Genomic DNA, 22298 nt, shown 5'->3' on the forward strand with positions numbered 1-22298 from the left:
CAGGTGTAACGGCCGCGCGCTTAGCTGAACGTCGCGGTAATGACCTGACCCTGGCGGACAATGGTAATTTGCCAGCGTCGTGCACCGGCCTTGGTCACGGCCTCGAGATCCGCGGTCGAACTTATCGCCTTGCCATTAATGGCCCGGATAATATCGCCGGGACGCAGGCCAATCGATGCCGCGAACGTCTTGGCGCTGTCGATCGAATAGACCATCACGCCTTTGGGGGCATCGAACGGATCGACGCCGATCTCTTCGGCGACGGCTGGCGACAGGTTGACGACGTGCGCACCCTGGAACGGATTCTGGCCGGTAATGGTGCGTTCATCGCGCGGCGGCGTAGCCGCCGGCGCCTGCGCCTTGACCTTCAGCGAGACGGGTTTGCCGCTGCGCAGGGTGTCGAGCGTCACCGTTTGGCCCACCGACATCAGATCGATACGGTAGCGCAGCGATGCGGAATCATTCACAGGCTGTCCATCAATACGGAGGATGACATCGCCGGTCTGTAACCCCGCCTGGTCGGCGGGGCTGCCAGCATAGACGTCAGAAACCAGAACGCCTTCGGGCCTCTGCATACCCAGGCTGCGCGCGATGTCGCTGGTGACGGTGTCGCCCTTTGCCCCCAGCCACGGCCGTTGCAGATGCGTCGCCCCTCCGGCGGCGCTGTCGACCACCCGCTTGACTAGGGCCGACGGGATGGCAAACCCGACACCGGAAGACGACCCGGAGCCGGACAGAATCATCGAGTTGATGCCGATCAGGCGTCCGCGCATATCGACCAGGGCGCCGCCTGAATTGCCGGGATTGATGGCGGCATCGGTCTGGATGTAGGAGCCGCCGCCCGGACCGACGTCCGTACGGTCGAGCGCCGATATGATGCCGTTGGTCACGGTCTGGCCAACACCAAACGGATTGCCAATGGCCAATACCAGGTCGCCGACTTCAAGGCTGCGGTCGTCGTCCATTTCAAGCGTCGGGAAAACGCCCTTTTCGTCAATCTGCAAAACAGCCAGATCGGTGCGCTCATCCGCCAGCAACAGCTTGGCCGGATATTCGCGCCGGTCATTTGTCACCACCATGAAGACGGTGCCCCCGGCGATGACATGGTTATTGGTGACGACAATGCCATCCTTGCGCACAATGACACCGGACCCGAGCGATTGCTGGACCTGGGCGCGCGGCACGGCGCCGAACATTTGCCAGAACGGATCGACCTGCTGGCGCACCACGCCTTTGGCATAGACATTGACCACGGCCGGCGCCACGGCCTTCACGACCGGCGCGAAGGACGACTTCATGCCGACAACGCTGTCCGGCACGCGACTGGGCGCATTCAGCGTATCATTGAAACCCGTGCCGGAAAATTTCTGCGCATCCTGGCTGTGCGACGGCGAACAGGCCGCCAACAAAGCCAACATGGAAAAAGCGACCGGTGCGCGTAACTTCATGTCCATAACCCCAGAAAAAACCGTGAGGCTATAATGTAAAAATCTTTGCGGCGGTATCAAGGCTTGGCCGCGACGGTATTGCGCCACAATCAGGCCCCACCTCAGACCAGGCGTCAGCCGGCCTTGGGCGTATCGCCGTAAGCACTCTCCATTTTCAGCGACTGCTTGACGCCCGTGGCCAGCCACAGACACAGAAGCGTGCAGAACGCCGCCAACAGAAAGGCCGTGCCGCTATACACCAGTGCGACACCTGGCCGCGTCACGACGGACAGCACATAGCCGAAAATAAGGGGGGCTACGATATTGCCCATGGTCGTCAGGCTCATATTGGCGCCTTGCAAGGTGCCCTGTTCCTTCGGATCGACCTTGCTGCTCATCAGCGACTGAATATTGGGCATGGCCAAGCCGCCCAAGGCGCCGATGGGAATCACGGCGACAAAGATCATCCAGTTGGGCGACAAAGCGTAGCCAAGATAGCCAATGAGCGACGCCACAACGCCAATGTAAAGCGCCTTGCGTTCACCTACTGCCTTGACGATCGGGCCGGTCAACCCACCCTGAACGACGGCGGACATAATGCCGACGACGGCCAGCATCAGGCCGACTTCGGTCGGTCCCCAGCCGAAACGGTAACCGGCATAAAGCACCATGGTGGTGGGGAATACGCTCTGGCCGAACATCAACAGGAAGTACATGACCGACAGACGCATGACCTGAGCCGAGCGCGCCAGGAAACGGAATGCGCCGAGCGGATTGGCCGTGCGGATATTGAACGGCTTGCGCTTGTCCTTCGGCAGGGATTCCGGGAGGACGAACAATCCATATAGAAAATTGCACAGACTAAGCGCCGCGGCGAAGAAAAAGGGATAGTGATGATCGCCGGTGAACTGGATCGGCCCCCAATGAAGGCCGCCGCCCAATATGCCGCCAAGGCTTGGCCCGATAACAAAGCCAACCCCAAAGGCCGCGCCCATGAGACCATAGACACCGGCGCGTTTTTCCGGCGGCGTGACGTCGCTCATATAGGCGTAGGCGGTCGAAATGCTGGCCGATGTCATGCCGGAAATGATGCGCCCCACCAGAAGCCACCACAGACCGGGCGCCAGCGCCATGAAGATGAAGTCGAGGCCGGTGCCGAAGTTTGATGCCAGTACGACCGGCCGGCGACCGATGCTGTCCGACAGACCGCCCTGGATCGGTGAAAAGATGAACTGAGCCAGGCCCCAGGCGCCACCAAATATGCCGGTCCACAACCCGGCATCGGATACCGATCCGTGCAAAAAGCTTAGGATGAGGCGTGGCAAGACCGGAATGATCACGCCAATCGACAGCATGTCCAGGAAGACAGTCACCAGAATGAAAGCGGCGGCAGCCGTTTTAACCGGCGGTGGAGGCGTTTCCGACATGTTCGGTCTTTCTTGTTGTCTTCGATGTGTAGGCGAAATGTGCAGACTTTTCCAGACATGCTTCACGATCAGCGCCGTCGCCCTTGCGGCACACATGTTCGAAAAGCGCTCAATATTTTAAATATGGCATGATTGCCCCCTCCGCGGCTTTATAAGCGGGACAGTCGCCAAATCCTGTCAGGACGACTATTTGCGCAGGGCCTTACCGACGATCTTCAGGCTACCGTCGTTAGGTTCGGGCTTGAGGCCGAGCAGTTTCATTTCCAGCGAATAGACATCGACATTATCGAAACGGCCAAGGGTGACGCCGCGACGGATGTCCGGCCCGTTGGCGATAAACAGAGCCGTCATTTCCGGCGTATCCGGATCATAGCCGTGATTGCCAACGTCGGTGCCCATCGGCGCAAGGCCCCCGATCTGCCAGCCGGGATCGCCCATACAGACAATCTCTGGCACACGGGCATTGGTCCCGAATTTCAGACGGGCAGGAATATCCCCCTTGTGCCAGCATTGCATGTGGTCTGGCTTTGTGCGGATAAGCGCCTTGTCCAGCGCGTCGCCATAGCCCGGCTTGGGGTTGATCATCGCGACCGCGCCGTAATAGACGAGGTCGTAACGGGGATCCTTGCTCGCGAAAGCGGGGATCTGGGTGTCCGTGAACAAGCCGGGTGGCACATCGTCGAGCCGTTGCGATATATAGACCGCACGGTCCTTCGACACCGAAATCATCCCGTGATCCGAAACAACGATAACATTTGCGTCGATACCGCGGGCCTTCAGGCCATCAAGCAGATGGCCGACCGCGGCGTCAGCTTCGGCCAGCGCGGTATTCACTTCAGGCGAGTCCGGTCCCTTTTTATGTCCGGCTTCATCAACGGCATCGATATACAAAATGAACACGTTGGGGCGCTTCGGCTGATCCAGGCGTTGCAGCAGCAGGTCGGCGCGGCCCCGGCTGTCGAGCGCTTTCTGGAAATCCGGCGCATAGTCGACGCGCGTACCGTCGTTTTCCGCCTGCGCGCCCGGCCAGAAGACGACATCTACCTTCAGGCCCGCCTGGGTGGCGCTGGTCCACATCGGCTTGGCTTCACGCCACCAGAACCCATCGGCATTCTTCGTCTTGTCGAACCACGCAAGCGCGGGCGCGGCGTTTGCGCCTGGATAGGTCGGGTCATACATATTATTGGCGACGACGCCGTGATGGTCCGGGACCTTACCCGTCACAAGGGTGTAGTGATTGGGAAAGGTCAGGGACGGAAAGGATGGCCGAAGCGTGCCACGCGCCCCGCCTTCGGCCAGCGCCTTAAGACGTGGCGTCACGCCCCGGTCGTAATAGTCTGCCCGGAAGGCATCGATGGAGATCAGCACCAAAGGCCGGGCCGGCTCGGGCGTGCGATGCGGAAGGCCCGCGCATGCCTGCAACCACAGGCAGGCCACAACCACGATTGCTGATGCCAACTTCCGCATACCACGCGCTCCATACTATTTTGTCTCTGTCTCGCTCGCAGCGCTGCACGTCAAGCCGTCCGATACATAAAAACGCCCCCGGCAGTAACCGGAGGCGTCTTAGTCCTTGATTATGACAAGTGATGGTGTGGAAATCAATCGCTCGTGCGAATGCGGTCTAGAACCGGAGAACAGTATAGCGGGGTCAAGTCATCCGCCTGACTGCTTTCCTGGGATAGGGTCGTATCGCCGGACGTCTCTTGCGTCTCTTCGGCCGGGTCGGCGATGGTATAATCGTCAAGCATGGTTACCCTCCTTAATGCGATGAACAGCGGCACAGGCGCACAGGGCCTGCCCACACCGCAACACTAGGGGACATTTCCAGAAAAATGAAATAACGCTTCATGACGTTTGATCACGCATGCGTTAACAGATGTAACCAAATGGTAAAGAGGCTTGAAACGAAAAAAGCCTCCGGGAGACCGGAGGCTTTTATAATCAGTCGGATGTCGTAAGACGCGCTTACGAAATCCTATTCTTCGTCGCCGGCAACTTCGAAGACGGGACCCGAATCCAGGCCCTTGGCGGCTTCGTCGCGATCGACGAACTCAATGATGGCCATGGCGGCGTTATCGCCGTGGCGGAAGCCAGCCTTCATGATGCGGATGTAGCCGCCGTTGCGGTCCTTGTAGCGAGGGCCGATCACTTCGAACAGCTTGCCGACCTGGGTCACGTCACGGACGCGCGAGATCGCAATACGGCGATCATGCAGGGTGCCCGACTTGGCAAGGGTCACCAGCTTTTCGACGAAGGGACGCAGTTCCTTGGCCTTCGGCAGGGTGGTAACGATTTGTTCGTGCTTGATGAGCGAGGCGGCCATGTTGGCGAACATGGCGATACGGTGCGAAGTGGTGCGACCGAGTTTGCGATAGCCGGAGCCGTGACGCATGAGAAATTCTCCATAAGACCGCGACGCACTCTGGCGGTGCGCGGCCCCAAAAACGAGCCCGAAGGCAAAGGTCAACGGCCGGATGGCCCCTGCCCGCTTCGGACGTCCGGATCGTCAAATCCGGAAATTATCGCGACAAGGTCTTGGTCTTTCGCGATAAGACGAAATGTTATTTTGCGAACAAAACAACGCTTCTAAAAATAGGCAAAGCCGGAAGCGCGTTATCTGCGCTTCCGGCTTTGCTGATGTGTTCCACTATAACCGGCCATACTGACCGCAAAATGGCAGGTCTTAGATCTGGTCTTCGAACTTCTTGGCCAGGTCTTCGACGTTTTCCGGCGGCCAGTTCGGGATATCCATGCCGAGGCTCAAATTCATGGAAGCCAGAACTTCCTTGATTTCGTTGAGCGACTTGCGGCCGAAGTTCGGCGTGCGCAGCATTTCGGATTCCGTCTTCAGGATCAGGTCGCCGATGTAAACGATGTTGTCGTTCTTCAGGCAGTTCGCCGAACGGACGCTGAGTTCCAGTTCGTCGACCTTCTTGAGCAGGGCCGGGTTGAATGGCAACTCAGGCTTGCCTTCTTCAACGACGGGCGCCTTCGGCTCTTCGAAGGTGATGAAGATCTGCAGTTGGTCTTGCAGGATGCGAGCAGCGAACGCCACGGCATCAACCGGCGTGACAGCGGCGTTGGTTTCGACTTCCAGCACCAGCTTGTCATAATCGAGCGATTGACCCTGACGGGTCGGCTCGACCTTGTAAGCCACCTTCTTGACCGGCGAATAGAGGGCGTCCACGGCGATCAGGCCGATGGGCGCGTCTTCCGGACGCAGACGGTCGGCCGGGACGTAGCCCTTGCCGGTTTGAACCGTGAATTCCATGCGCACCGAAGCGCCTTCATCCAGGGTGCAGATCACATGATCAGGGTTCAGAACTTCGATATCGGCCGGAGCATCGATTTGGCCTGCGGTCACGGGACCGGCGCCATTGGCGCGCAGAACCATGCGCTTCGGGCCTTCGGCGTGCATGCGCAGCGCCAATTGCTTGATGTTCAGGATGATGTCGACGACGTCTTCACGGACGCCTTCGATGGACGAGAATTCGTGCACCACGCCATCGATCTGGACGGAGGTGACAGCCGCGCCTTGCAGCGAGGAGAGGAGTACGCGACGCAGCGCGTTGCCGAGGGTCACGCCAAAACCGCGTTCCAAAGGCTCCGCGACAAGACGCATCTTGCGCGAAGGGTCGGAACCCGCTTCGACTTGTGGCTTCTCGGGACGAATAAGCTGTTGCCAGTTTCTTTCGATCATTTACGTCCCTCAAGACAGGAAAGGTCGCCCCGCCAAACAGCGGAGCGACTGAAAAATTGGGTAGAAATAATTAAACGCGACGACGCTTCGGCGGACGGCAGCCGTTATGCGGGATCGGCGTCACATCACGGATCGTCGTGATGGTGAAACCGACAGCCTGCAGGGCGCGCAGGGCCGACTCACGGCCCGAACCCGGACCGGCGACGCTGACTTCCAACGTCTTGACGCCATGCTCGATGGCCTTCTTGCCGGCATCTTCGGCGGCAACCTGAGCGGCGTAAGGAGTCGACTTGCGCGAGCCCTTGAAGCCCATGGCGCCGGCCGACGACCACGACACGGCATTGCCTTGGGCATCCGTGATGGTGATCATGGTGTTATTGAACGAAGCGTTGACGTGCGCGACGCCCGACGTAATGTTTTTGCGTTCGCGCTTTTTAACGCGTGAAGGTTCTTTAGCCATTGGTCAGCTATTCCTTACTTCTTCTTGCCGGCGATCGGCTTCGCCGGACCCTTGCGGGTACGAGCGTTGGTATGCGTGCGCTGACCGCGCACCGGCAGGCCCTTACGGTGACGCAGGCCGCGATAGCAGGCCAGGTCCATGAGGCGCTTAATGTTCATCGAAACTTCACGGCGCAGGTCACCCTCAACCGTGTAATCGCGGTCGATGGCTTCGCGGATCTGCAGCACTTCGGCATCCGAAAGCTGGTTGACGCGGCGGCTGTCTTCGATGCCGACCTTCTTGACGATTTCCTCGGCATTGTGCGGGCCGATTCCGTGAATATATTGAAGCGCGATCTTCACGCGCTTGTTGGTCGGTATGTTGACGCCTGCAATACGGGCCACTTGAGGTATCTCCTGCAACGCGCCCCCATGCTAACGGAGCGCATTTCTTAAAACGAAAGATGACACGTATGCCACACGGCTAAGCTATGACACCAGCCGAGGCCATACGCGTGATTTCGCGGAAGCTGCCCTTATAGAAGGGTTTTGGCTCCCGTCAATGGGTTAGACTAAAAAAAGCAAGAGCAAATCGTATTCACTCATACTTTTTTAAGTTTAGCGAGATGCTCCGCCCCCGGAGGGTGCTTCGCGTCTTTGGTTTTGTCGTCCAGACTGTGCAAGCCCTTTGGTGGGCCACATCGACTAAAACGAAAATTCTGTTGCCGGCCGTTAGGCCAGCGCTGCGTCGATGTGGGCCGCAACGGCATCCACGGAGCCCATGCCATCGACTTCAAACAGTTTGGCCTGAGCCGCATAGTACGGCAGCAATGGCGCCGTTTGCGCGTTATAGGCCGCCAGCCGAACCTTATAGGCTTCGGGATTGTCGTCAGAGCGGCCTTCGTCGGCGAAGCGCTTTTCGATTCGCGCCACCAGTGCCGCCTCGTCCACTTTCAGACGCACAACCTTGTCGATTTTCGCGCCGCGCTCACCCAGCATGGCATCAAGCGCCTCAGCCTGGGCCACGGTACGCGGGAAACCGTCGAATATGGCGCCGCCAGCCGCTTCCGCGGCGGGCAGGTTCGCCTTGATAAGGTCGATCACAATCTCGTCCGACACCAATCCACCAGTCGCCAGGATGTCCTTGACCTTCAGCCCAAGCTCGGTGCCCGCAGCGATGGCCGCACGCAACATATCGCCCGTCGAAAGCTGAACCATGCCGCGCTGAGCGACCAACCGCTTAGCCTGGGTGCCCTTGCCGGCCGCCGGCGGCCCGAACAGGATGATGTTCATCGGCCGATCCTTCCGCGCGTCGGAGCCGTAGCTGTCTTGCCGCCCGTCTTCATCTTGGACTTCTTGATCAGGCCATCATACTGGTGTGCCAGCAAGTGCGACTGAATCTGAGCGACAGTGTCCATGGTGACCGTCACAACGATCAGAATCGAGGTGCCGCCGAAATAGAAGCTGTTACCGAGCGAAGAGATCAGGAATTCAGGCAGAAGACAGACGATAGTGATATAGGCGGCACCGATGACCGTGATGCGCGTCAGCACGAAGTCCATGTATTCGGCGGTCCGCTTGCCCGGACGGATGCCCGGCAGGAAGCCACCGTACTTGCGCAGGTTTTCAGCCGTTTCATCCGGGTTGAATACCAGCGACGTATACAGGAAAGTGAAGAAGATGATCATGGTGGCATAAAGCGCCATGAACACCGGTTGACCGTGCTGAAGCATGCCCGTCATAGACGGCAGCCATTGCAGCCAGCTCGGGATCTTGTCCGGGTTTTGACCGACAAAGGTCAGAACCGATGTCGGCATGAGCAGCAGCGACGAAGCAAAGATAGGCGGAATGACGCCGGCGGTATTGACCTTAAGCGGCATGAAGGACGATTCGCCCCCCATGATGCGGTTGCCGACCTGGCGCTTCGGATACTGAACCAGCAAACGGCGCTGCGAGCGCTCCATGAACACGATAAAGACAATCGCGCCAACCAGGACGGCGACGATCAGAATCAGGACGGCGGGATTGATGTCGCCTGTGGATCCCATGCTAAGCAGGTTACCGACCGTGCGCGGCAGAACCGCAACGATACCGGCGAAGATGATCATGGACGAGCCATTGCCGATGCCGCGCGACGTGATCTGCTCACCCAGCCACATCAGGAACAGCGTACCGCCGGTCAGGGTAGCCATGGCGGTAATAATAAAGAATGGTCCCGGCGCGATGGCAAGGCCGGAAGATTGCATGGCGGCGGCGATACCGAACGACTGGATCAGGGCCAGGACGACGGTCAGGTAGCGCGTATACTGGTTAAGCTGCTTACGACCGGCCTCCCCGCCTTCCTTGCGCAGCTTTTCCCACGGCGCATAGACGGAGCCCATCAGCTGAATGATGATAGAGGCCGAGATGTAAGGCATCAGGTTCAGCGCGAACACGGCCATGCGCTCGACGGCGCCGCCGGCAAACATGTTCATCATGCCGAAAATGCCGCTCGACTGATGATTAAAGGCCTGGGTGAAGGCCGTCATATTGATGCCCGGCAGCGGGATATAGGTGCCCAGGCGGTAGACGATCAACGCGCCGAGCGTGAAGAGCAGACGCTTGTGCAGATCGGTTGCCTTCGAGAAGGCGCCGAAATTCATATTGGCGGCAAGTTGTTCTGCGGCTGATGCCATTAGTGTCCTCAATACGCGGGCGTTTCACGCCCTCTTATGATCCCGACCGGGACGAGTTATGGCCTGGCGATTCTCTGCCGCAGCCCCCAACCCGATCCATATGGGGTACTCATATCAAAAGGTCAAATCTGGTTAACCTCACATTCGCCCGAAAGCGCGATCAAAAAGCGTCGGAGCCCTGCTCCGACGCCTTAAGATGTGAGATTTAAGCTTCGGCCTTAACCGGACGCTTCTGAGTAACCGAACCGCCAGCGGCTTCGACAGCCTTCACGGCGCCGGCCGAGGCCGACCATACGGTCAGGTTCAGCTTGGCCTTCAGTTCACCTTCGCCCAGGAGACGCACGCCGTCCAGTTCACGGCGGATTACACCGGCAGCGATCAGGGCCGCCGCATCGATGACGCCATTGGCGTCGAGCTTGCCGGCGTCGATCGCCTGTTGCAGACGCCACAGATTGACTTCGGCGAGCTTAAGGGCGAACGGATTGTTGAAACCGCGCTTCGGCATACGCATGTAGAGCGGCATTTGGCCGCCTTCGAAGCCGAGCAGCGAGACGCCGGAGCGAGACTTCTGACCCTTGACACCACGGCCAGCGGTCTTGCCCTTGCCGGAGCCGGGGCCGCGGCCAACGCGCATACGGCCCTTGGCCGAACCGGGGTTGTCGCGGAGTTCATTAAGCTTGGTCATTTGTTTGCCTTTCAATGACAGATGCGCTGGCCCTCTCCTATATCCGGATCCGGCCAACTCGGCTGAGTTCTTTGTTCTGGAGCGCAATATGTCCGAAAAGTGCTCACGCTCTATCGGATTGCGCTGTCCAAAGCGGGCCTGTTACAGCAGGCCTGCAAAATAAGCAAGCCCGCGAACCGAAATTCGCGGGCTTGCCAGAGTATCGAGACGATCGTCGACTACTCGACGATCTGGACCATGTGCTGGACCTTGGCAATCATGCCACGGACCGACGGGGTGTCTTCGAGAACGGACACGCGGCCCATCTTGTTGAGACCCAGGCCGGCCAGCGTCGCGCGCTGATCCTTGGTGCGGCGGATCGGCGAACCGGTCTGCTTCACGGTGATGGTCGCCTTTTCGGCAGCCTTAGGAGCTTTCGCCATGACTTAGCCCTCCAGGGATTCAGGCGACGAAGCGCCGTCGGCACGTGACTTCAGGAGGTCACCGACCTTCTTGCCGCGTTTCGAAGCGATCTGACGGGGCGATGATTGCACCTTCAGAGCTTCAAAGGTGGCGCGCACCATGTTGTAGGGGTTCGAGGAGCCGAGCGACTTGGCGACGACGTCCGAGATACCCAGGGTTTCGAGAACGGCACGCATCGGACCGCCGGCGATGACGCCGGTGCCCGGAGGTGCCGCGCGCATTTGAACCTTACCGGCGCCCCAACGGCCGTAACCGTCGTGGTGCAGGGTGCGGCTCTCGCGCAGCGGAACGCGGATCAGCGACTTCTTGGCTTCTTCGGTGGCCTTGCGGATGGCTTCAGGCACTTCACGCGCCTTGCCATGACCGTAGCCAACGCGGCCTTTTTGGTCACCAACGACCATCAGGGCAGCGAACGAGAAACGACGACCACCCTTCACGGTGGCGGCGACGCGGTTGATAGCGACCAGCTTTTCGACGAACTCCGAAGGTTCCTCGGTCCGGTCACGGCGTTCATTGCGATTTTCGCTTGGACGGGCCATTACGATTCCTTAGAAGTTGAGGCCGGCTTCACGCGCGGCTTCCGCCAGCGCCTTCACCCGACCGTGATAGATGTAACCGCCGCGATCGAAAACGACATCCTTGATGCCCTTTTCCAGCGCGCGTTGAGCGACCAGCTTGCCGACTTCGGAAGCGGCGGCCGCGTTCGAACCCTGCTTCTTGTCGCCTTCCAGCGAAGAAGCGGCAACGACCGTGACGCCGGAAGCGTCGTCGATGACCTGGGCGTAGATGTTCTTGTCCGAACGGAAGACCGACAGACGCGGGCGGCCATTCGAGAGAGACTTCAGGCGCGTACGATTGCGTTGCGCGCGGCGAGCCAATTGTTGACGAGGAGACAGAGCCATGACTTACTTCTTCTTGCCTTCCTTGCGGCGAACCTTTTCGCCAGCATACTTGACGCCCTTGCCCTTGTAAGGCTCCGGCGGACGGATCTTGCGGATCTTAGCCGCCAGTTCACCGACCAATTGCTTGTCGATGCCGGCGATCTTGACTTCCGTCTGCTTCGGCGTCGAGAAGGTGATACCCGCCGGCGGATCGATCAGAACCGGGTGCGAGAAGCCGAGCGACAGCTCCAGCTTAGGACCCTGCATGGCGGCGCGGTAACCAACGCCGACCATTTCGAGGGTTTGTTCGAAGCCGTCAGTGACACCCTTGACCATGTTTGCGATCAGGGTGCGCGACAGGCCCCACATCGCGTTATGGCGAGCGGTTTCGCCGCGCGGCGCGACGGAAAGGCTTGCGCCTTCCTGCTTGACTTCGATTTCGTCAACGACCTTCCAGGCCAATTGGCCCTTGGGGCCCTTGACCGAAATGTCTTGACCGTTCAGCGTGATGTTCACGCCGGCCGGCAGAGCGATTGCTTTTTTACCAATCCGGGACATTTTAAAACCTTTAGTGCCTTAAGTGTCCTCGACCGCGTTTTAGTAAACGCGGCAGAGAACTTCGCCACCCACGTTGTTTTCGCGGGCAGAGTTGTCAGACATGACGCCCTTGGGCGTCGACAGGATCGAGATACCCAGGCCGTTCTTAACCGGCTTGAGGTCCTTGATCGACGAATAGACGCGGCGGCCCGGCTTGGACACGCGGGAGATTTCCGCGATGACCGGCTGGCCGTCGAAGTACTTCAGTTCGATTTCGAACTGCGGGAACTCACCCGGGGTCTCGACGACTTCGTAGCCGCGGATGTAACCCTCGTCCTTCAGGACGTCGAGCACGTGAGCGCGCAGCTTGGAAGCGGGGGTCAGCACCTTGGATCGGCTGCGTTGAGCAGCGTTCTTGATGCGAGCGATCATATCGCTGAGGGGATCATTGACGAACATTATATATCCTCCTCTTACCAGCTGGCCTTGGTCATGCCCGGAATCTGACCTTCATTGGCCAGCTTCCGGAGCGCGATCCGGCTCATGTGGAGCTTACGATAGTAGGCACGCGGACGGCCAGTGACTTCGCAACGGTTACGAATGCGGGTTGCATTCGAGTTGCGGGGCAGCTTTGCCAGCTTCAGGCGAGCGGCGAAACGCTCTTCCAGCGGCAGGCTCTCGTCGTTCGCGATCGCTTTGAGGGCTTCGCGCTTCGTGGCGTATTGAGCCACCAGCTTCTTGACCATCTCGTTGCGGTTTACAGCGCTTTTCTTTGCCATGTTATCTCTCTACCCGCCCTTACGAAGTGAACGGGAACTGGAAGTGCTTCAGAAGCGCCTTGGCTTCCTTGTCACTCGTGGCCGTGGTGCAGACAACGATATCCATGCCCCACATTTGATCGATCTGATCGTAGTTGATTTCCGGGAAAACGATGTGTTCCCTGAGGCCCATGGCGTAGTTGCCACGACCGTCGAAGGAGTTGCCGTTCAGGCCACGGAAATCCTTCACGCGCGGCAGCGCGATCGTGATCAGGCGGTCGAGGAATTCATACATGCGGTCCTTGCGCAGCGTGACCTTGGCGCCGACGATCATGCCTTCACGCAGCTTGAAGCCGGCGATGGATTGACGGGCGCGGGTCGGCGCGGGCTTTTGACCGGTGATGGCCGCCAGATCCTTGATGGCCGCGTTGACCTTCTTGGAATCGGCAGTGGCTTCACCGATACCCATGTTCACGACGATCTTGTCGAGCTTGGGAACCTGCATTTCGTTCGTGTAACCGAACTCTTCCTTCATCGCGGTGCGGATCTGATCGAGATAGACCTGCTTGGCGCGCGGGATGTACTTATCAGCCATTGATGACATCTCCCGTCGTCTTGGCGAAACGGACCTTCTTGTCGCCTTCCGTGCGGAAACCGACGCGGGTCGGCTTGCCGTTGGAATCGACGTGGGACACGTTGGAAACGTGGATGGACGCTTCCTTGTTAAGGATGCCGCCGTTCGGGTTGCCCTGAGACGGACGGGTGTGGCGCTGGACCATGTTCAGACCCGAGACGATAACGCGCTCGGCCTGGCCATCTTTGGTGACGACCTTGGCGACGGTGCCCTTGCGGCCCTTGTCCTTGCCGGTCAGGACGACGACGTTGTCGCCCTTCTTAATCTTGGCAGCCATATTAGATGACCTCCGGAGCCAGCGAGATGATCTTCATGTGGTTCTTGGCGCGCAGTTCACGCGGCACAGGCCCGAAGATACGCGTGCCGATCGGCTCGCTCGACTTGTTGACGATGACGGCGGCATTGGTGTCGAAACGAATCACCGAGCCGTCCTTGCGCTGGATATCCTTCGAGGTACGCACGACGATGGCGCGCAGAACGTCGCCCTTCTTCACACGACCACGAGGAATGGCTTCCTTGACCGAGACAACGATCAGGTCACCCACCGAGGCGTAGCGGCGCTTCGAGCCGCCCAGCACCTTGATGCACATGACCCGGCGTGCACCGGAATTATCGGCCACTTCCAGGTTAGTTTGCATCTGAATCATGGTTCAAACTTTCCTAGTTAGTTGGCTTCACGGGGGAGAACTTCCCACGTCTTGAGCTTGGACTTCGGCGCGCATTCGATAATACGAATGCTTTCGCCGGTCTTGTAGCTGTTGGCTTCGTCATGAGCGTGGTAGCGCTTGGACACACGAACCGTCTTTTTCAGGACGGGGTGCAGAACCGTACGCTCCACCTTCACAACCACGGTCTTGTCGCCCTTGTCGGAGACAACCAGACCTTCAAGAATGCGCTTGGGCATGGTCTTCTTTCCTTTAGGCGACCTTACCGCCGGCCTTTTGAGCCGTCAGCAGGGTCTTAATGCGGGCGATGTCCTTACGGATTTCGCTGACGCGGTGGGTCTTTTCGAACTGGCCGGTAGCCTTTTGGAAGCGCAGGTTGAACTGCTCCTTCTTGAGGTCCAGGAGTTGCTCTTGCAGTTGGTCGGCGGTCTTGGTCCGCAGATCGGCGATCTTGGTCATCTCACTACTCCGCGGCCAGGGCGACGCCGGCGTCGAGACGGGTCACGACGCGGGTCGAAACCGGCAGCTTGGCGGCGCCAAGACGAAGCGCTTCACGCGCGATGTCGTCCGGCACGCCGTCGATTTCAAACAGGATACGGCCAGGAGCCACGCGAGCGGCCCAATGGTCGACGGCGCCCTTGCCCTTACCCATACGGACTTCGGCAGGCTTGCCAGTGACGGGCAGGTCCGGGAACACCCGAATCCACACGCGGCCTTGACGCTTCATTTGACGCGTGATGGCCCGACGGGCGGCTTCGATCTGGCGAGCGGTCAGACGTTCCGGTTCAACAGTCTTCAGACCATAGGAACCGAAGTTCAGGGTATAACCGCCCTTGGCATTACCGTGAATACGGCCCTTGAAGGCCTTACGGTATTTTGTGCGCTTGGGAAGCATCATGGGAGTTACGCCTCCTTATTGTTGCGATCGCGGCGCGGGCCACGGTTGTTACGCTCGCCACGCTCGGGACGCTCGTTCGACGACGGGCCGGAAGCCTCATTCGCCCAACGCTTGTCCTGGGCCATCGGATCATGCTCAAGGACTTCGCCCTTGAAGATCCACACCTTGATACCAATGATACCGTAGGTGGTCAGAGCTTCAGCGAAGCCCATGTCGATGTCGGCACGCAGGGTATGCAAAGGCACGCGGCCCTCGCGATACCATTCCATACGGGCGATTTCGGCACCGCCGAGACGACCCGACAGGTTCATGCGGATACCCTTGGCACCCAGACGCATGGCCGATTGGATCGAACGCTTCATGGCGCGGCGGAAGGCGATACGGCGCTCGAGCTGTTGAGCGATGCTTTCAGCGACCAGTTGCGAATCGATTTCCGGCTTGCGGACTTCGACCAGGTTCAGGAACACTTCACCCTCGGTGAGGGCGGCAACGTCCTTGCGCAGCTTATCGATGTCAGCGCCCTTCTTGCCGATCACGACGCCCGGACGGGCGGCATAGATCGTCACGCGGCACTTCTTGTGCGGACGCTCGATGATGATGCGCGAAACGCCGGCGGCGTTAAGCTTTTCCTTCAGAACCTTACGGATCTTCAGGTCCTGGTGCAGCAGCTTCGCATACTCTTGACGAGCGGCGAACCAGCGCGAATCCCAGGTGCGGTTGATACCGAGGCGCAAGCCGATCGGATTAGCTTTCTGACCCATTATGCAGCCTCTTGAGCTTCGGCGCCGAGTTCACGGACCACGATGGTCAGTTCCGAGAACGGCTTCATGATGCGGGAAGAACGGCCACGGGCGCGCGAAGCGAAACGCTTCATCACAATGCCCTTGCCGACATAGGCCTCGGCGACGACCAGGCTGTCGATGTCGAGGTTGTGGTTGTTTTCCGCGTTCGAGATCGCCGAATAGAGCGCCTTGCGGACGTCCTTTGCGATGCGCTTGCGCGAGAATTCCAACTCGTTGAGGGCGCGCTGCACCTTGAGACCGCGGATAGACTGGGCGACCAAGTTCAGCTTTTGCGGGCTGATGCGGACGCTGACCAGCTTAACGCGGGCTTCATTGGTGGCGACGCGGCGAGGGTTTTTCGTCTGAGACATAACTTACCTCTTCTTCGCCTTCTTGTCGGCAGCGTGGCCCGGGAAGTTACGCGTAGGCGAAAACTCACCGAACTTCATGCCGACCATGTCTTCCGACACCAGCACCGGCACGTGCTTTTGACCGTTATAAACGCCGAACGTGGAACCCACGAATTGCGGCATGATCGTCGAACGACGCGACCAGGTCTTGATGACCTCCTTGCGGCCGCTGGCCTGAACGGCTTCCGCCTTCTTGAGGAGGTGACCGTCGACGAAGGGGCCTTTCCATACGGAGCGTGCCATAATTAGCGAGCCTTCTTAACGTGACGCGAACGGATAATGTACTTGTCCGTCGCTTTGTTAGTACGAGTCTTGCGACCCTTGGTGGGCTTGCCCCAAGGCGTCACAGGGTTACGACCACCGGAGGTCTTGCCTTCACCACCACCGTGCGGGTGGTCGACCGGGTTCATGGCCACGCCGCGGACGTGCGGACGGAAACCCATGTGACGGGTCCGGCCAGCCTTGCCCAGGCTTTGGTTCATATGGTCGGGGTTGGAAACGGCGCCGACAGTCGCGATGCAGCTGTCCAGAACCATACGCAGTTCGCCCGAACCCAGACGGATCTGGGCGTAGCCGGCATCACGGCCGACCAACTGAGCGTAAGCGCCGGCGGAGCGGGCCAACTGACCGCCCTTAAGCGGCTTCAGTTCGACGTTGTGAATGATAGTACCGATCGGCAGCGAACGCAGCGGCGCCGCGTTGCCTGGCTTCACGTCGACCTTTTCGGCCGAAATGATCTGATCGCCAACCTTAAGACGTTGCGGGGCCAGAATGTAGGCCTTTTCACCGTCGGCATAGTTGATCAGCGCGATGAACGCGGTGCGGTTCGGGTCATATTCCAGACGCTCGACCGTGCCGACAACATCAAGCTTGCGACGCTTGAAGTCGACGATGCGATACAGTTGCTTGGCACCGCCGCCACGGAAGCGGACGGCGATACGGCCGCCAGCGCCACGACCGCCGGACTTGGTTAAACCTTCGACCAGCGACTTTTCGGGCTTGCCCTTGTGGAGTTCCGAGCGATCGACCAGCACGAGCTGGCGACGGCCGGGCGAGGTTGGGTTGAATTGCTTCAAAGCCATGTTTTCAATCCTTCCTTACAGACCGGTCGTGATATCGATCGACTGGCCTTCGGCCAGGGTCACGATGGCTTTTTTGACGTCGGAACGACGACCCTTGATGCCCTTAAAACGCTTGGTCTTGCCCTTAGTGACAATGGTGTTCACCTTGGTGACCTTAACGTTGTAGATGGCTTCGACGGCCGAAGCGACTTCGTCCTTGGAGGAGTCGAGCGCAACCTTGAAGACCACCTTGTTCAGTTCAGACAGGTTGGTGGCCTTTTCAGTGATGTGCGGCGACAAAAGGACGTCGAAATTGCGAATGGTAGCAGCCATAACTCTTAGGCCTCCACAGCGAAGCGGGCTTCGATAGCTTCCACCGCCGACGTCGTGAGCACCAGCTTATGGCGGCGCAGGATGTCATAGACATTCAGGCCTGCCGTCGGCAGTACGTCGATGTTCGGGATGTTGCGCGAAGCGAGCGCGAAGTTGGTGTCAACCTCGGGACCGGTGATGAACAGAGCGTTCGTCAGGCCCAGCTTCTCGAAAGAAGCCTTGAGGGTTTGGGTCTTCGGCGATTCAACGACAGCCTGATCGAGAATGATCAGCGAACCATCGCGGAACTTGGAAGACAGGGCGTGGCGCAGACCAAGCGCGCGGACCTTCTTGGGAAGGTCGAAGCCATGGTCACGGACAACCGGACCGAAGGCGCGCGAACCGCCGACGAATTGCGGGGCACGGCGTGAACCGTGACGAGCGCCGCCGGAGCCCTTTTGCTTGTACATCTTCTTGCCCGTACGAGAATTCTCGTTGCGGGTTTGGACCTTGTGTGTACCGGCACGGCGCTTAGCCAATTGCCAGTTAACGACGCGGGACAGGATGTCGGTGCGGATGGCTTCGATTCCGAACACAAAGTCGGAAACGTCCACCGAACCGGCCGCCGAGGCGTCAAGCTTCAAAACGTTCAGTTTCATGATTATTCAGCCCCTTCTTGCGCAGGAGCTTCCTCAGCAGCAGCCGGGGCGGAGGCCGCCGACTTGATCGCGCCGGGGAACGGCAGGCCCTGCGGGGCCGCCTTCTTAACGGCGTCACGGATCTTGACGTAGGAGCCTTCAGCACCGGGAACAGCGCCCTTGATGAAGACCAGGCCGCGCTCGGCGTCGATACGGGCAACTTCGAGGTTCAGAGTCGTGACGGTTTCGACACCGTAATGACCCGCCATCTTCTTGCCCGGGAAGGTACGACCCGGATCCTGACGGTTACCCGTCGAACCGTGAGCACGGTGAGACACCGACACACCGTGGGTGGCGCGCATACCGCCGAAGTTCCAGCGCTTCATGGCGCCGGCAAAACCCTTACCGATGGTGGTACCCTGAATGTCAACCTTCTGGCCGGTGACGAAGTGATCAGCAGTCAGCTCAGCGCCGACGTCGATCAGGGCGTCTTCCGACACGCGGAATTCAGTGATGTAGGCCTTAGGCTCAACCTGAGCCTTGGCGAAACGTTGACGCTCCGGATTGGAAACGTTCTTGGCCTTGCGCGAACCGGCACCGAGCTGGAGGGCGACGTAGCCGTCCTTTTCCTTGGTGCGCTGCGCGACGACCTGGCAGCCCTCGAGCGAGAGCACGGTCACCGGCACATGGACACCAGCTTCGTCGAAGAAGCGGGTCATGCCGAGCTTTTTAGCGATCAAACCTGTACGCATAATCGCGGCCCCTTAGATCTTGATCTCGACGTCGACACCAGCCGACAGGTCGAGCTTCATGAGCGCGTCCACGGTCTGCGGGGTCGGATCGACGATATCGAGAACACGCTTGTGCGTGCGGATTTCGAACTGCTCGCGCGACTTCTTGTCGACGTGCGGCGAACGGTTGACGGTGAAACGCTCGATCAGCGTGGGCAAGGGGATCGGTCCCCGGACGGTAGCACCCGTGCGCTTGGCCGTATTGACGATCTCGCGTGTGGAATGATCCAGGACGCGGTGATCGAAGGCCTTCAGGCGGATGCGGATATTTTGACGATCCATATCGCTCGTATTCCCAAAGAGGTGCGTTTAACGCGTCCAGTGAACCATTTCAAAGACCAACTCGCCCTCACAAATGTGAGCACGAACGCGATATCCGCAAAAACAAAGCCCTCGCGGTTTTACCCGCGCGGGCCGTTGATCAAACCGGTCAATTCCTTTTATAAAAGGCCGCCGACCGGGTTGGTTTATGCTTGCAGACCGCGTTTGGCACCTCTTCAGCGCCACAGCCGATCCAACAGAGCGCGCTATATGCCCAAACGACTCGGAAAGGTCAAGGGCCAATTGCGGAAAAGCCTAAGAAAATAACCGGAAGCGAATATTTTGCGCCGCGCGGCAATATATCCCGCGCAGTCTCCCACGCATGGGCAAAGATTAGGCGCGCGCGGCCGTCAGACGCCTGAACCCACGTTGCGCCATGGCCCACATCGCCCTGCCCCATCCGGCCATACTGACCTCCGTCGACCGAATGACATTTACCCTTCGGCGCAAGGACATGCGAACGGCCTCGAATCGCGGACGCGACAACGGAAGCAGGGCGCCGGTCATATCGATCATGCGACTGCCCAGGCGCGGACTATATTGCAGGCTGCCGTCTAAGCACTCGCCGGCATTGGCCGTCATCGGCGATTTGTAGTCTTCGCCCCCCGTGCCAAAATCAAAGGCGACGTAGCCCTGCGGCGCGAGATGCCGAATGATTTGCATGGTGAGCACGATGCCGACCGTATAACGGTAGTAGGCCGGATCATAGGCCGGGAACCAGAGATGGACGCTGGTCGCGTTTACCAGGCTTATCTCGGCGGCGACAAACTTGCCCTCATGACGCAGAACTCCGGCGCGCAGGCCGAAGTCGCTCGCCTCACAGGCCGCCAGACCGGCCAGCAGGTCTTTGGTCCAACCGCAGCCGAAAATATCGTGCAGTCCGCTGCGGCGATACTGGTCGCGCTTGAGGCCGATAACCCAATCGAGCAGGTCTGGTGTGACACGTTCCCAGGAAAAGTCGAAACCACCGAAGTCCTTGACGATGTTGCGCTCGCACCGGGCCACGTTCTTGAAGAACTTGTGGTGCCGGCCGTCCTGCGCCTGATACCAGGCGTCAAAGCCATTGGGCGTGAGGGCGACGCGACGCTGCAAGGACGCCGCCTGGACGGGCCCTTCAAGCGGCCCCACCCACCCCTGAAACTCCAAATGCTTGGCACGGGCCGCCTTCAATATGGCGTTGAAGCAAATATGGTGTCCGGGGGCGCTGATCACACCATGATAGTCGGTGAGCGGGGCCCCCATGGGCAGCATGCGGCCGGCTCGCAGCTGATAGGCGAAATAGCCGATAACCTGACCATCCTCGCGAATGCGGGCGACCGCGGCGCCGGGCACCTTCGATCCTATAGCCTTTACGTAGCGGATGTCGAAATATGGCCCGGTGAGTTCCGGTCGCAGCGCAAGGAAACCGTTCCAGAGCCCGGCGTCTTCGGCGGTCAAATCCGCTGGACGAAGGATATCTATAGTCTGTGGCATCGGTTCCCTGCTTTGGACATATGCATGCTCAAAGCAAGTTCTGTACCAGAATAGGGTTTATAGCGACCTAAGCGACAGGGTTAATGATCTGCGCTGGGACCGATGAACGGTTGGGAGATCAATTTAAACACCTCCATCTCCTCGCACTGGGCGCTATGGAAGCTGAGCGCCGCCCAGAGGGAGAAGTCGATGTCAGGATGCGCTTCGCGCGCGTGGCGCAGACTGCACGCCAGGGCGATATCGGCGTGCGTCATTGTGTCACCGAGCAGCCATCGTGTACGGGCGGCGGCCCGGATGGCTTCCAAGACATCCAACACGGCGTCCATTTGGTCATGGCAACGCTTTAGCCACAGGTCGGATGCCTGCTTATGCAACACCTGCTCGTAAAAGAGAGAGATCGCCTTGTCCGAAAAGCCCGTCGCCAAAGCAATGTAATATAGCGTCTTTTGCCGGTCCGCGCCCGACGCGGCGATCAATGCGTCGTCGCCGCGCGCCCTCACCTCTTCGTCCAGCCAATCCAGTGCATACGCGCTTTCCAGAACGACGGCGCCGTTGTCGAGAATAAGGGTTGGCACGCGCATAAGCGGATTGAAGGGCGCGATCTTGTTCGCATCCCCGAATGTGGACCATGGCCGGTGCTCGTAGGCAAAACCATATACCGTCAGGGCTATACCCACACGACGAACATAGGGTGAGTCGTATTGGCCGATCAAAATCATGCTGCTGGCCTGTATATGTTGCCTGGGTTAGTACGCATCTGTCAGTCTCCGGACCCCGCCCCGCTATCTGGTATTTGGCCATGCGGGTTCCGACAAGTCAAAACACATGACATTGCGTCGAATGACCTTGCGTAACGAAAAACCCCGCCGGTTAGACCGGCGGGGTTTAAGGTGTTCGGTCGATCCGTTTCGCTTCGAGCAGGTGTCACCACCTCTATCGTAGCGATTACGGGTTAAGGGCCTGTGGCCCTTACTCGACGATCTTCGACACGACGCCGGCGCCGACGGTGCGGCCGCCTTCACGGATAGCGAAGCGCAGCTTCTCTTCCATGGCGATCGGGGTGATCAGCTCAACGTCCAGCTCGGCGTTGTCGCCAGGCATGATCATTTCAACGCCTTCCTTCAGCTTCACGATGCCGGTGACATCGGTCGTGCGGAAGTAGAACTGAGGACGATAGTTGGTGAAGAACGGGGTGTGACGGCCGCCTTCTTCCTTGGTCAGGATGTAGGCTTCGGCAACGAACTTGGTGTGCGGCGTGATCGAACCCGGCTTGCACAGAACTTGGCCGCGCTCAACGTCTTCACGCTTGGTGCCGCGCAG

Annotated in this window: 34 protein-coding genes; all 34 read right to left on the reverse strand. The window is 59.3% G+C overall.

Annotation, left to right across the window (positions count from 1 at the left end):
• Positions 1-20: 20 nt before the first annotated feature.
• Entirely contained in the window at positions 21-1448 is a 1428-nt protein-coding gene (locus RCJ00_RS20205) for a Do family serine endopeptidase (protein ID WP_316224183.1), read from the reverse strand.
• A 113-nt stretch (positions 1449-1561) separates the two neighbouring features.
• Positions 1562-2854 (reverse strand): TCR/Tet family MFS transporter, encoded by a 1293-nt coding sequence (locus tag RCJ00_RS20210; RefSeq protein WP_316224184.1) that lies wholly within the window; start codon positions 2852-2854, stop codon positions 1562-1564.
• A gap of 186 nt (positions 2855-3040) precedes the next feature.
• Positions 3041-4321, reverse strand: coding sequence for an alkaline phosphatase family protein (locus RCJ00_RS20215; protein WP_316224186.1), 1281 nt, complete (start codon positions 4319-4321; stop codon positions 3041-3043).
• A gap of 134 nt (positions 4322-4455) precedes the next feature.
• Positions 4456-4605, reverse strand: a complete 150-nt coding sequence (locus tag RCJ00_RS20220; RefSeq protein ID WP_023459535.1) for a hypothetical protein — start codon at positions 4603-4605, stop codon at positions 4456-4458.
• A 227-nt stretch (positions 4606-4832) separates the two neighbouring features.
• Positions 4833-5249 carry a 50S ribosomal protein L17 gene (gene rplQ / locus RCJ00_RS20225; RefSeq protein ID WP_316224188.1) on the reverse strand — a complete coding sequence of 139 codons (417 nt, stop codon included), beginning with the start codon at positions 5247-5249 and terminating at the stop codon, positions 4833-4835.
• Positions 5250-5540: 291 nt separating this feature from the next.
• Positions 5541-6557 carry a DNA-directed RNA polymerase subunit alpha gene (locus RCJ00_RS20230; protein WP_023459533.1) on the reverse strand — a complete coding sequence of 339 codons (1017 nt, stop codon included), beginning with the start codon at positions 6555-6557 and terminating at the stop codon, positions 5541-5543.
• A gap of 70 nt (positions 6558-6627) precedes the next feature.
• The gene (gene rpsK / locus RCJ00_RS20235) at positions 6628-7017 is read right to left on the reverse strand and encodes a 30S ribosomal protein S11 (protein WP_023459532.1); all 390 of its coding nucleotides are present in this window, start codon (positions 7015-7017) and stop codon (positions 6628-6630) included.
• Positions 7018-7031: 14 nt separating this feature from the next.
• On the reverse strand, positions 7032-7400 hold the full coding sequence (gene rpsM, locus RCJ00_RS20240; RefSeq protein ID WP_316224191.1) for a 30S ribosomal protein S13: 369 nt from the start codon (positions 7398-7400) through the stop codon (positions 7032-7034).
• A gap of 327 nt (positions 7401-7727) precedes the next feature.
• Positions 7728-8288, reverse strand: a complete 561-nt coding sequence (locus tag RCJ00_RS20245) for an adenylate kinase (RefSeq protein ID WP_316224193.1) — start codon at positions 8286-8288, stop codon at positions 7728-7730.
• Positions 8285-9670, reverse strand: a complete 1386-nt coding sequence (secY, locus tag RCJ00_RS20250; protein ID WP_316224195.1) for a preprotein translocase subunit SecY — start codon at positions 9668-9670, stop codon at positions 8285-8287. Before secY ends, RCJ00_RS20245 begins: the two co-directional genes overlap by 4 nt.
• A gap of 205 nt (positions 9671-9875) precedes the next feature.
• Positions 9876-10355, reverse strand: coding sequence for a 50S ribosomal protein L15 (gene rplO, locus RCJ00_RS20255; RefSeq protein WP_316224197.1), 480 nt, complete (start codon positions 10353-10355; stop codon positions 9876-9878).
• Between the two features lie 218 nt (positions 10356-10573).
• A complete protein-coding gene (rpmD, locus tag RCJ00_RS20260; protein ID WP_023459527.1) occupies positions 10574-10777 on the reverse strand; it encodes a 50S ribosomal protein L30 in 204 nt (67 codons plus the stop codon).
• Positions 10778-10780: 3 nt separating this feature from the next.
• Positions 10781-11356 (reverse strand): 30S ribosomal protein S5, encoded by a 576-nt coding sequence (rpsE, locus tag RCJ00_RS20265; RefSeq protein ID WP_023459526.1) that lies wholly within the window; start codon positions 11354-11356, stop codon positions 10781-10783.
• A gap of 9 nt (positions 11357-11365) precedes the next feature.
• Positions 11366-11719: a 50S ribosomal protein L18 gene (gene rplR, locus RCJ00_RS20270; RefSeq protein ID WP_023459525.1), complete on the reverse strand. Its 354-nt coding sequence runs from the start codon at positions 11717-11719 to the stop codon at positions 11366-11368.
• Positions 11720-11722: 3 nt separating this feature from the next.
• Positions 11723-12256, reverse strand: a complete 534-nt coding sequence (gene rplF / locus RCJ00_RS20275) for a 50S ribosomal protein L6 (RefSeq protein WP_316224199.1) — start codon at positions 12254-12256, stop codon at positions 11723-11725.
• A 39-nt stretch (positions 12257-12295) separates the two neighbouring features.
• Positions 12296-12694 carry a 30S ribosomal protein S8 gene (gene rpsH, locus RCJ00_RS20280; RefSeq protein WP_023459523.1) on the reverse strand — a complete coding sequence of 133 codons (399 nt, stop codon included), beginning with the start codon at positions 12692-12694 and terminating at the stop codon, positions 12296-12298.
• 14 nt (positions 12695-12708) lie between these two features.
• Positions 12709-13014 (reverse strand): 30S ribosomal protein S14, encoded by a 306-nt coding sequence (gene rpsN, locus RCJ00_RS20285; protein ID WP_316224200.1) that lies wholly within the window; start codon positions 13012-13014, stop codon positions 12709-12711.
• Between the two features lie 19 nt (positions 13015-13033).
• Complete coding sequence (rplE, locus tag RCJ00_RS20290; RefSeq protein ID WP_316224201.1) at positions 13034-13588, reverse strand: 50S ribosomal protein L5; 555 nt, start codon at positions 13586-13588, stop codon at positions 13034-13036.
• Positions 13581-13904: a 50S ribosomal protein L24 gene (gene rplX, locus RCJ00_RS20295; RefSeq protein WP_316224202.1), complete on the reverse strand. Its 324-nt coding sequence runs from the start codon at positions 13902-13904 to the stop codon at positions 13581-13583. The genes rplE and rplX overlap by 8 nt, the downstream gene beginning before the upstream one ends.
• A gap of 1 nt (position 13905) precedes the next feature.
• Complete coding sequence (gene rplN, locus RCJ00_RS20300; protein WP_006273901.1) at positions 13906-14274, reverse strand: 50S ribosomal protein L14; 369 nt, start codon at positions 14272-14274, stop codon at positions 13906-13908.
• 17 nt (positions 14275-14291) lie between these two features.
• The gene (rpsQ, locus tag RCJ00_RS20305) at positions 14292-14531 is read right to left on the reverse strand and encodes a 30S ribosomal protein S17 (RefSeq protein WP_316224203.1); all 240 of its coding nucleotides are present in this window, start codon (positions 14529-14531) and stop codon (positions 14292-14294) included.
• 13 nt (positions 14532-14544) lie between these two features.
• Positions 14545-14751, reverse strand: coding sequence for a 50S ribosomal protein L29 (gene rpmC, locus RCJ00_RS20310; RefSeq protein ID WP_023459518.1), 207 nt, complete (start codon positions 14749-14751; stop codon positions 14545-14547).
• Positions 14752-14755: 4 nt separating this feature from the next.
• Positions 14756-15190: a 50S ribosomal protein L16 gene (gene rplP / locus RCJ00_RS20315; protein WP_023459517.1), complete on the reverse strand. Its 435-nt coding sequence runs from the start codon at positions 15188-15190 to the stop codon at positions 14756-14758.
• Positions 15191-15195: 5 nt separating this feature from the next.
• The gene (rpsC, locus tag RCJ00_RS20320; RefSeq protein WP_316224204.1) at positions 15196-15951 is read right to left on the reverse strand and encodes a 30S ribosomal protein S3; all 756 of its coding nucleotides are present in this window, start codon (positions 15949-15951) and stop codon (positions 15196-15198) included.
• On the reverse strand, positions 15951-16343 hold the full coding sequence (gene rplV / locus RCJ00_RS20325) for a 50S ribosomal protein L22 (RefSeq protein WP_023459515.1): 393 nt from the start codon (positions 16341-16343) through the stop codon (positions 15951-15953). The genes rpsC and rplV overlap by 1 nt, the downstream gene beginning before the upstream one ends.
• A 3-nt stretch (positions 16344-16346) precedes the next feature.
• On the reverse strand, positions 16347-16625 hold the full coding sequence (rpsS, locus tag RCJ00_RS20330) for a 30S ribosomal protein S19 (RefSeq protein WP_023459514.1): 279 nt from the start codon (positions 16623-16625) through the stop codon (positions 16347-16349).
• Between the two features lie 2 nt (positions 16626-16627).
• Complete coding sequence (gene rplB, locus RCJ00_RS20335; RefSeq protein ID WP_316224206.1) at positions 16628-17464, reverse strand: 50S ribosomal protein L2; 837 nt, start codon at positions 17462-17464, stop codon at positions 16628-16630.
• 15 nt (positions 17465-17479) lie between these two features.
• Positions 17480-17776 carry a 50S ribosomal protein L23 gene (locus RCJ00_RS20340; protein ID WP_023459512.1) on the reverse strand — a complete coding sequence of 99 codons (297 nt, stop codon included), beginning with the start codon at positions 17774-17776 and terminating at the stop codon, positions 17480-17482.
• A 5-nt stretch (positions 17777-17781) separates the two neighbouring features.
• Entirely contained in the window at positions 17782-18414 is a 633-nt protein-coding gene (gene rplD, locus RCJ00_RS20345) for a 50S ribosomal protein L4 (protein WP_023459511.1), read from the reverse strand.
• Positions 18415-18416: 2 nt separating this feature from the next.
• Positions 18417-19145: a 50S ribosomal protein L3 gene (gene rplC / locus RCJ00_RS20350; RefSeq protein ID WP_023459510.1), complete on the reverse strand. Its 729-nt coding sequence runs from the start codon at positions 19143-19145 to the stop codon at positions 18417-18419.
• A gap of 12 nt (positions 19146-19157) precedes the next feature.
• Complete coding sequence (gene rpsJ / locus RCJ00_RS20355) at positions 19158-19466, reverse strand: 30S ribosomal protein S10 (RefSeq protein WP_006273890.1); 309 nt, start codon at positions 19464-19466, stop codon at positions 19158-19160.
• Between the two features lie 372 nt (positions 19467-19838).
• Positions 19839-20978 carry a GNAT family N-acetyltransferase gene (locus RCJ00_RS20360; RefSeq protein WP_316224218.1) on the reverse strand — a complete coding sequence of 380 codons (1140 nt, stop codon included), beginning with the start codon at positions 20976-20978 and terminating at the stop codon, positions 19839-19841.
• Positions 20979-21058: 80 nt separating this feature from the next.
• Positions 21059-21697 (reverse strand): glutathione S-transferase family protein, encoded by a 639-nt coding sequence (locus tag RCJ00_RS20365; protein ID WP_316224219.1) that lies wholly within the window; start codon positions 21695-21697, stop codon positions 21059-21061.
• A 250-nt stretch (positions 21698-21947) separates the two neighbouring features.
• Positions 21948-22298, reverse strand: a 351-nt coding sequence (locus RCJ00_RS20370; protein WP_524524935.1) for an EF-Tu C-terminal domain-related protein, incomplete at its 5' end; no start/stop codon positions are given.

Origin of the sequence: Asticcacaulis aquihabitans, assembly GCF_032490435.1 — a bacterium.
Classification (GTDB): domain Bacteria; phylum Pseudomonadota; class Alphaproteobacteria; order Caulobacterales; family Caulobacteraceae; genus Asticcacaulis.

Excerpts from the sequence above, each read along its gene's own strand:
- RCJ00_RS20205 (WP_316224183.1), bottom strand. The coding sequence starts at position 1,448 with ATGAAGTTACGCGCACCGGTCGCTTTTTCCATGTTGGCTTTGTTGGCG.
- RCJ00_RS20210 (WP_316224184.1), bottom strand. The coding sequence starts at position 2,854 with ATGTCGGAAACGCCTCCACCGCCGGTTAAAACGGCTGCCGCCGCTTTC.
- RCJ00_RS20215 (WP_316224186.1), bottom strand. The coding sequence starts at position 4,321 with ATGCGGAAGTTGGCATCAGCAATCGTGGTTGTGGCCTGCCTGTGGTTG.
- RCJ00_RS20220 (WP_023459535.1), bottom strand. The coding sequence starts at position 4,605 with ATGCTTGACGATTATACCATCGCCGACCCGGCCGAAGAGACGCAAGAG.
- rplQ (WP_316224188.1), bottom strand. The coding sequence starts at position 5,249 with ATGCGTCACGGCTCCGGCTATCGCAAACTCGGTCGCACCACTTCGCAC.
- RCJ00_RS20230 (WP_023459533.1), bottom strand. The coding sequence starts at position 6,557 with ATGATCGAAAGAAACTGGCAACAGCTTATTCGTCCCGAGAAGCCACAA.
- rpsK (WP_023459532.1), bottom strand. The coding sequence starts at position 7,017 with ATGGCTAAAGAACCTTCACGCGTTAAAAAGCGCGAACGCAAAAACATT.
- RCJ00_RS20245 (WP_316224193.1), bottom strand. The coding sequence starts at position 8,288 with ATGAACATCATCCTGTTCGGGCCGCCGGCGGCCGGCAAGGGCACCCAG.
- secY (WP_316224195.1), bottom strand. The coding sequence starts at position 9,670 with ATGGCATCAGCCGCAGAACAACTTGCCGCCAATATGAATTTCGGCGCC.
- rplO (WP_316224197.1), bottom strand. The coding sequence starts at position 10,355 with ATGACCAAGCTTAATGAACTCCGCGACAACCCCGGTTCGGCCAAGGGC.
- rpmD (WP_023459527.1), bottom strand. The coding sequence starts at position 10,777 with ATGGCGAAAGCTCCTAAGGCTGCCGAAAAGGCGACCATCACCGTGAAG.
- rpsE (WP_023459526.1), bottom strand. The coding sequence starts at position 11,356 with ATGGCCCGTCCAAGCGAAAATCGCAATGAACGCCGTGACCGGACCGAG.
- rplR (WP_023459525.1), bottom strand. The coding sequence starts at position 11,719 with ATGGCTCTGTCTCCTCGTCAACAATTGGCTCGCCGCGCGCAACGCAAT.
- rplF (WP_316224199.1), bottom strand. The coding sequence starts at position 12,256 with ATGTCCCGGATTGGTAAAAAAGCAATCGCTCTGCCGGCCGGCGTGAAC.
- rpsH (WP_023459523.1), bottom strand. The coding sequence starts at position 12,694 with ATGTTCGTCAATGATCCCCTCAGCGATATGATCGCTCGCATCAAGAAC.
- rpsN (WP_316224200.1), bottom strand. The coding sequence starts at position 13,014 with ATGGCAAAGAAAAGCGCTGTAAACCGCAACGAGATGGTCAAGAAGCTG.
- rplE (WP_316224201.1), bottom strand. The coding sequence starts at position 13,588 with ATGGCTGATAAGTACATCCCGCGCGCCAAGCAGGTCTATCTCGATCAG.
- rplX (WP_316224202.1), bottom strand. The coding sequence starts at position 13,904 with ATGGCTGCCAAGATTAAGAAGGGCGACAACGTCGTCGTCCTGACCGGC.
- rplN (WP_006273901.1), bottom strand. The coding sequence starts at position 14,274 with ATGATTCAGATGCAAACTAACCTGGAAGTGGCCGATAATTCCGGTGCA.
- rpsQ (WP_316224203.1), bottom strand. The coding sequence starts at position 14,531 with ATGCCCAAGCGCATTCTTGAAGGTCTGGTTGTCTCCGACAAGGGCGAC.
- rpmC (WP_023459518.1), bottom strand. The coding sequence starts at position 14,751 with ATGACCAAGATCGCCGATCTGCGGACCAAGACCGCCGACCAACTGCAA.
- rplP (WP_023459517.1), bottom strand. The coding sequence starts at position 15,190 with ATGATGCTTCCCAAGCGCACAAAATACCGTAAGGCCTTCAAGGGCCGT.
- rpsC (WP_316224204.1), bottom strand. The coding sequence starts at position 15,951 with ATGGGTCAGAAAGCTAATCCGATCGGCTTGCGCCTCGGTATCAACCGC.
- rplV (WP_023459515.1), bottom strand. The coding sequence starts at position 16,343 with ATGTCTCAGACGAAAAACCCTCGCCGCGTCGCCACCAATGAAGCCCGC.
- rpsS (WP_023459514.1), bottom strand. The coding sequence starts at position 16,625 with ATGGCACGCTCCGTATGGAAAGGCCCCTTCGTCGACGGTCACCTCCTC.
- rplB (WP_316224206.1), bottom strand. The coding sequence starts at position 17,464 with ATGGCTTTGAAGCAATTCAACCCAACCTCGCCCGGCCGTCGCCAGCTC.
- RCJ00_RS20340 (WP_023459512.1), bottom strand. The coding sequence starts at position 17,776 with ATGGCTGCTACCATTCGCAATTTCGACGTCCTTTTGTCGCCGCACATC.
- rplD (WP_023459511.1), bottom strand. The coding sequence starts at position 18,414 with ATGAAACTGAACGTTTTGAAGCTTGACGCCTCGGCGGCCGGTTCGGTG.
- rplC (WP_023459510.1), bottom strand. The coding sequence starts at position 19,145 with ATGCGTACAGGTTTGATCGCTAAAAAGCTCGGCATGACCCGCTTCTTC.
- rpsJ (WP_006273890.1), bottom strand. The coding sequence starts at position 19,466 with ATGGATCGTCAAAATATCCGCATCCGCCTGAAGGCCTTCGATCACCGC.
- RCJ00_RS20360 (WP_316224218.1), bottom strand. The coding sequence starts at position 20,978 with ATGCCACAGACTATAGATATCCTTCGTCCAGCGGATTTGACCGCCGAA.
- RCJ00_RS20365 (WP_316224219.1), bottom strand. The coding sequence starts at position 21,697 with ATGATTTTGATCGGCCAATACGACTCACCCTATGTTCGTCGTGTGGGT.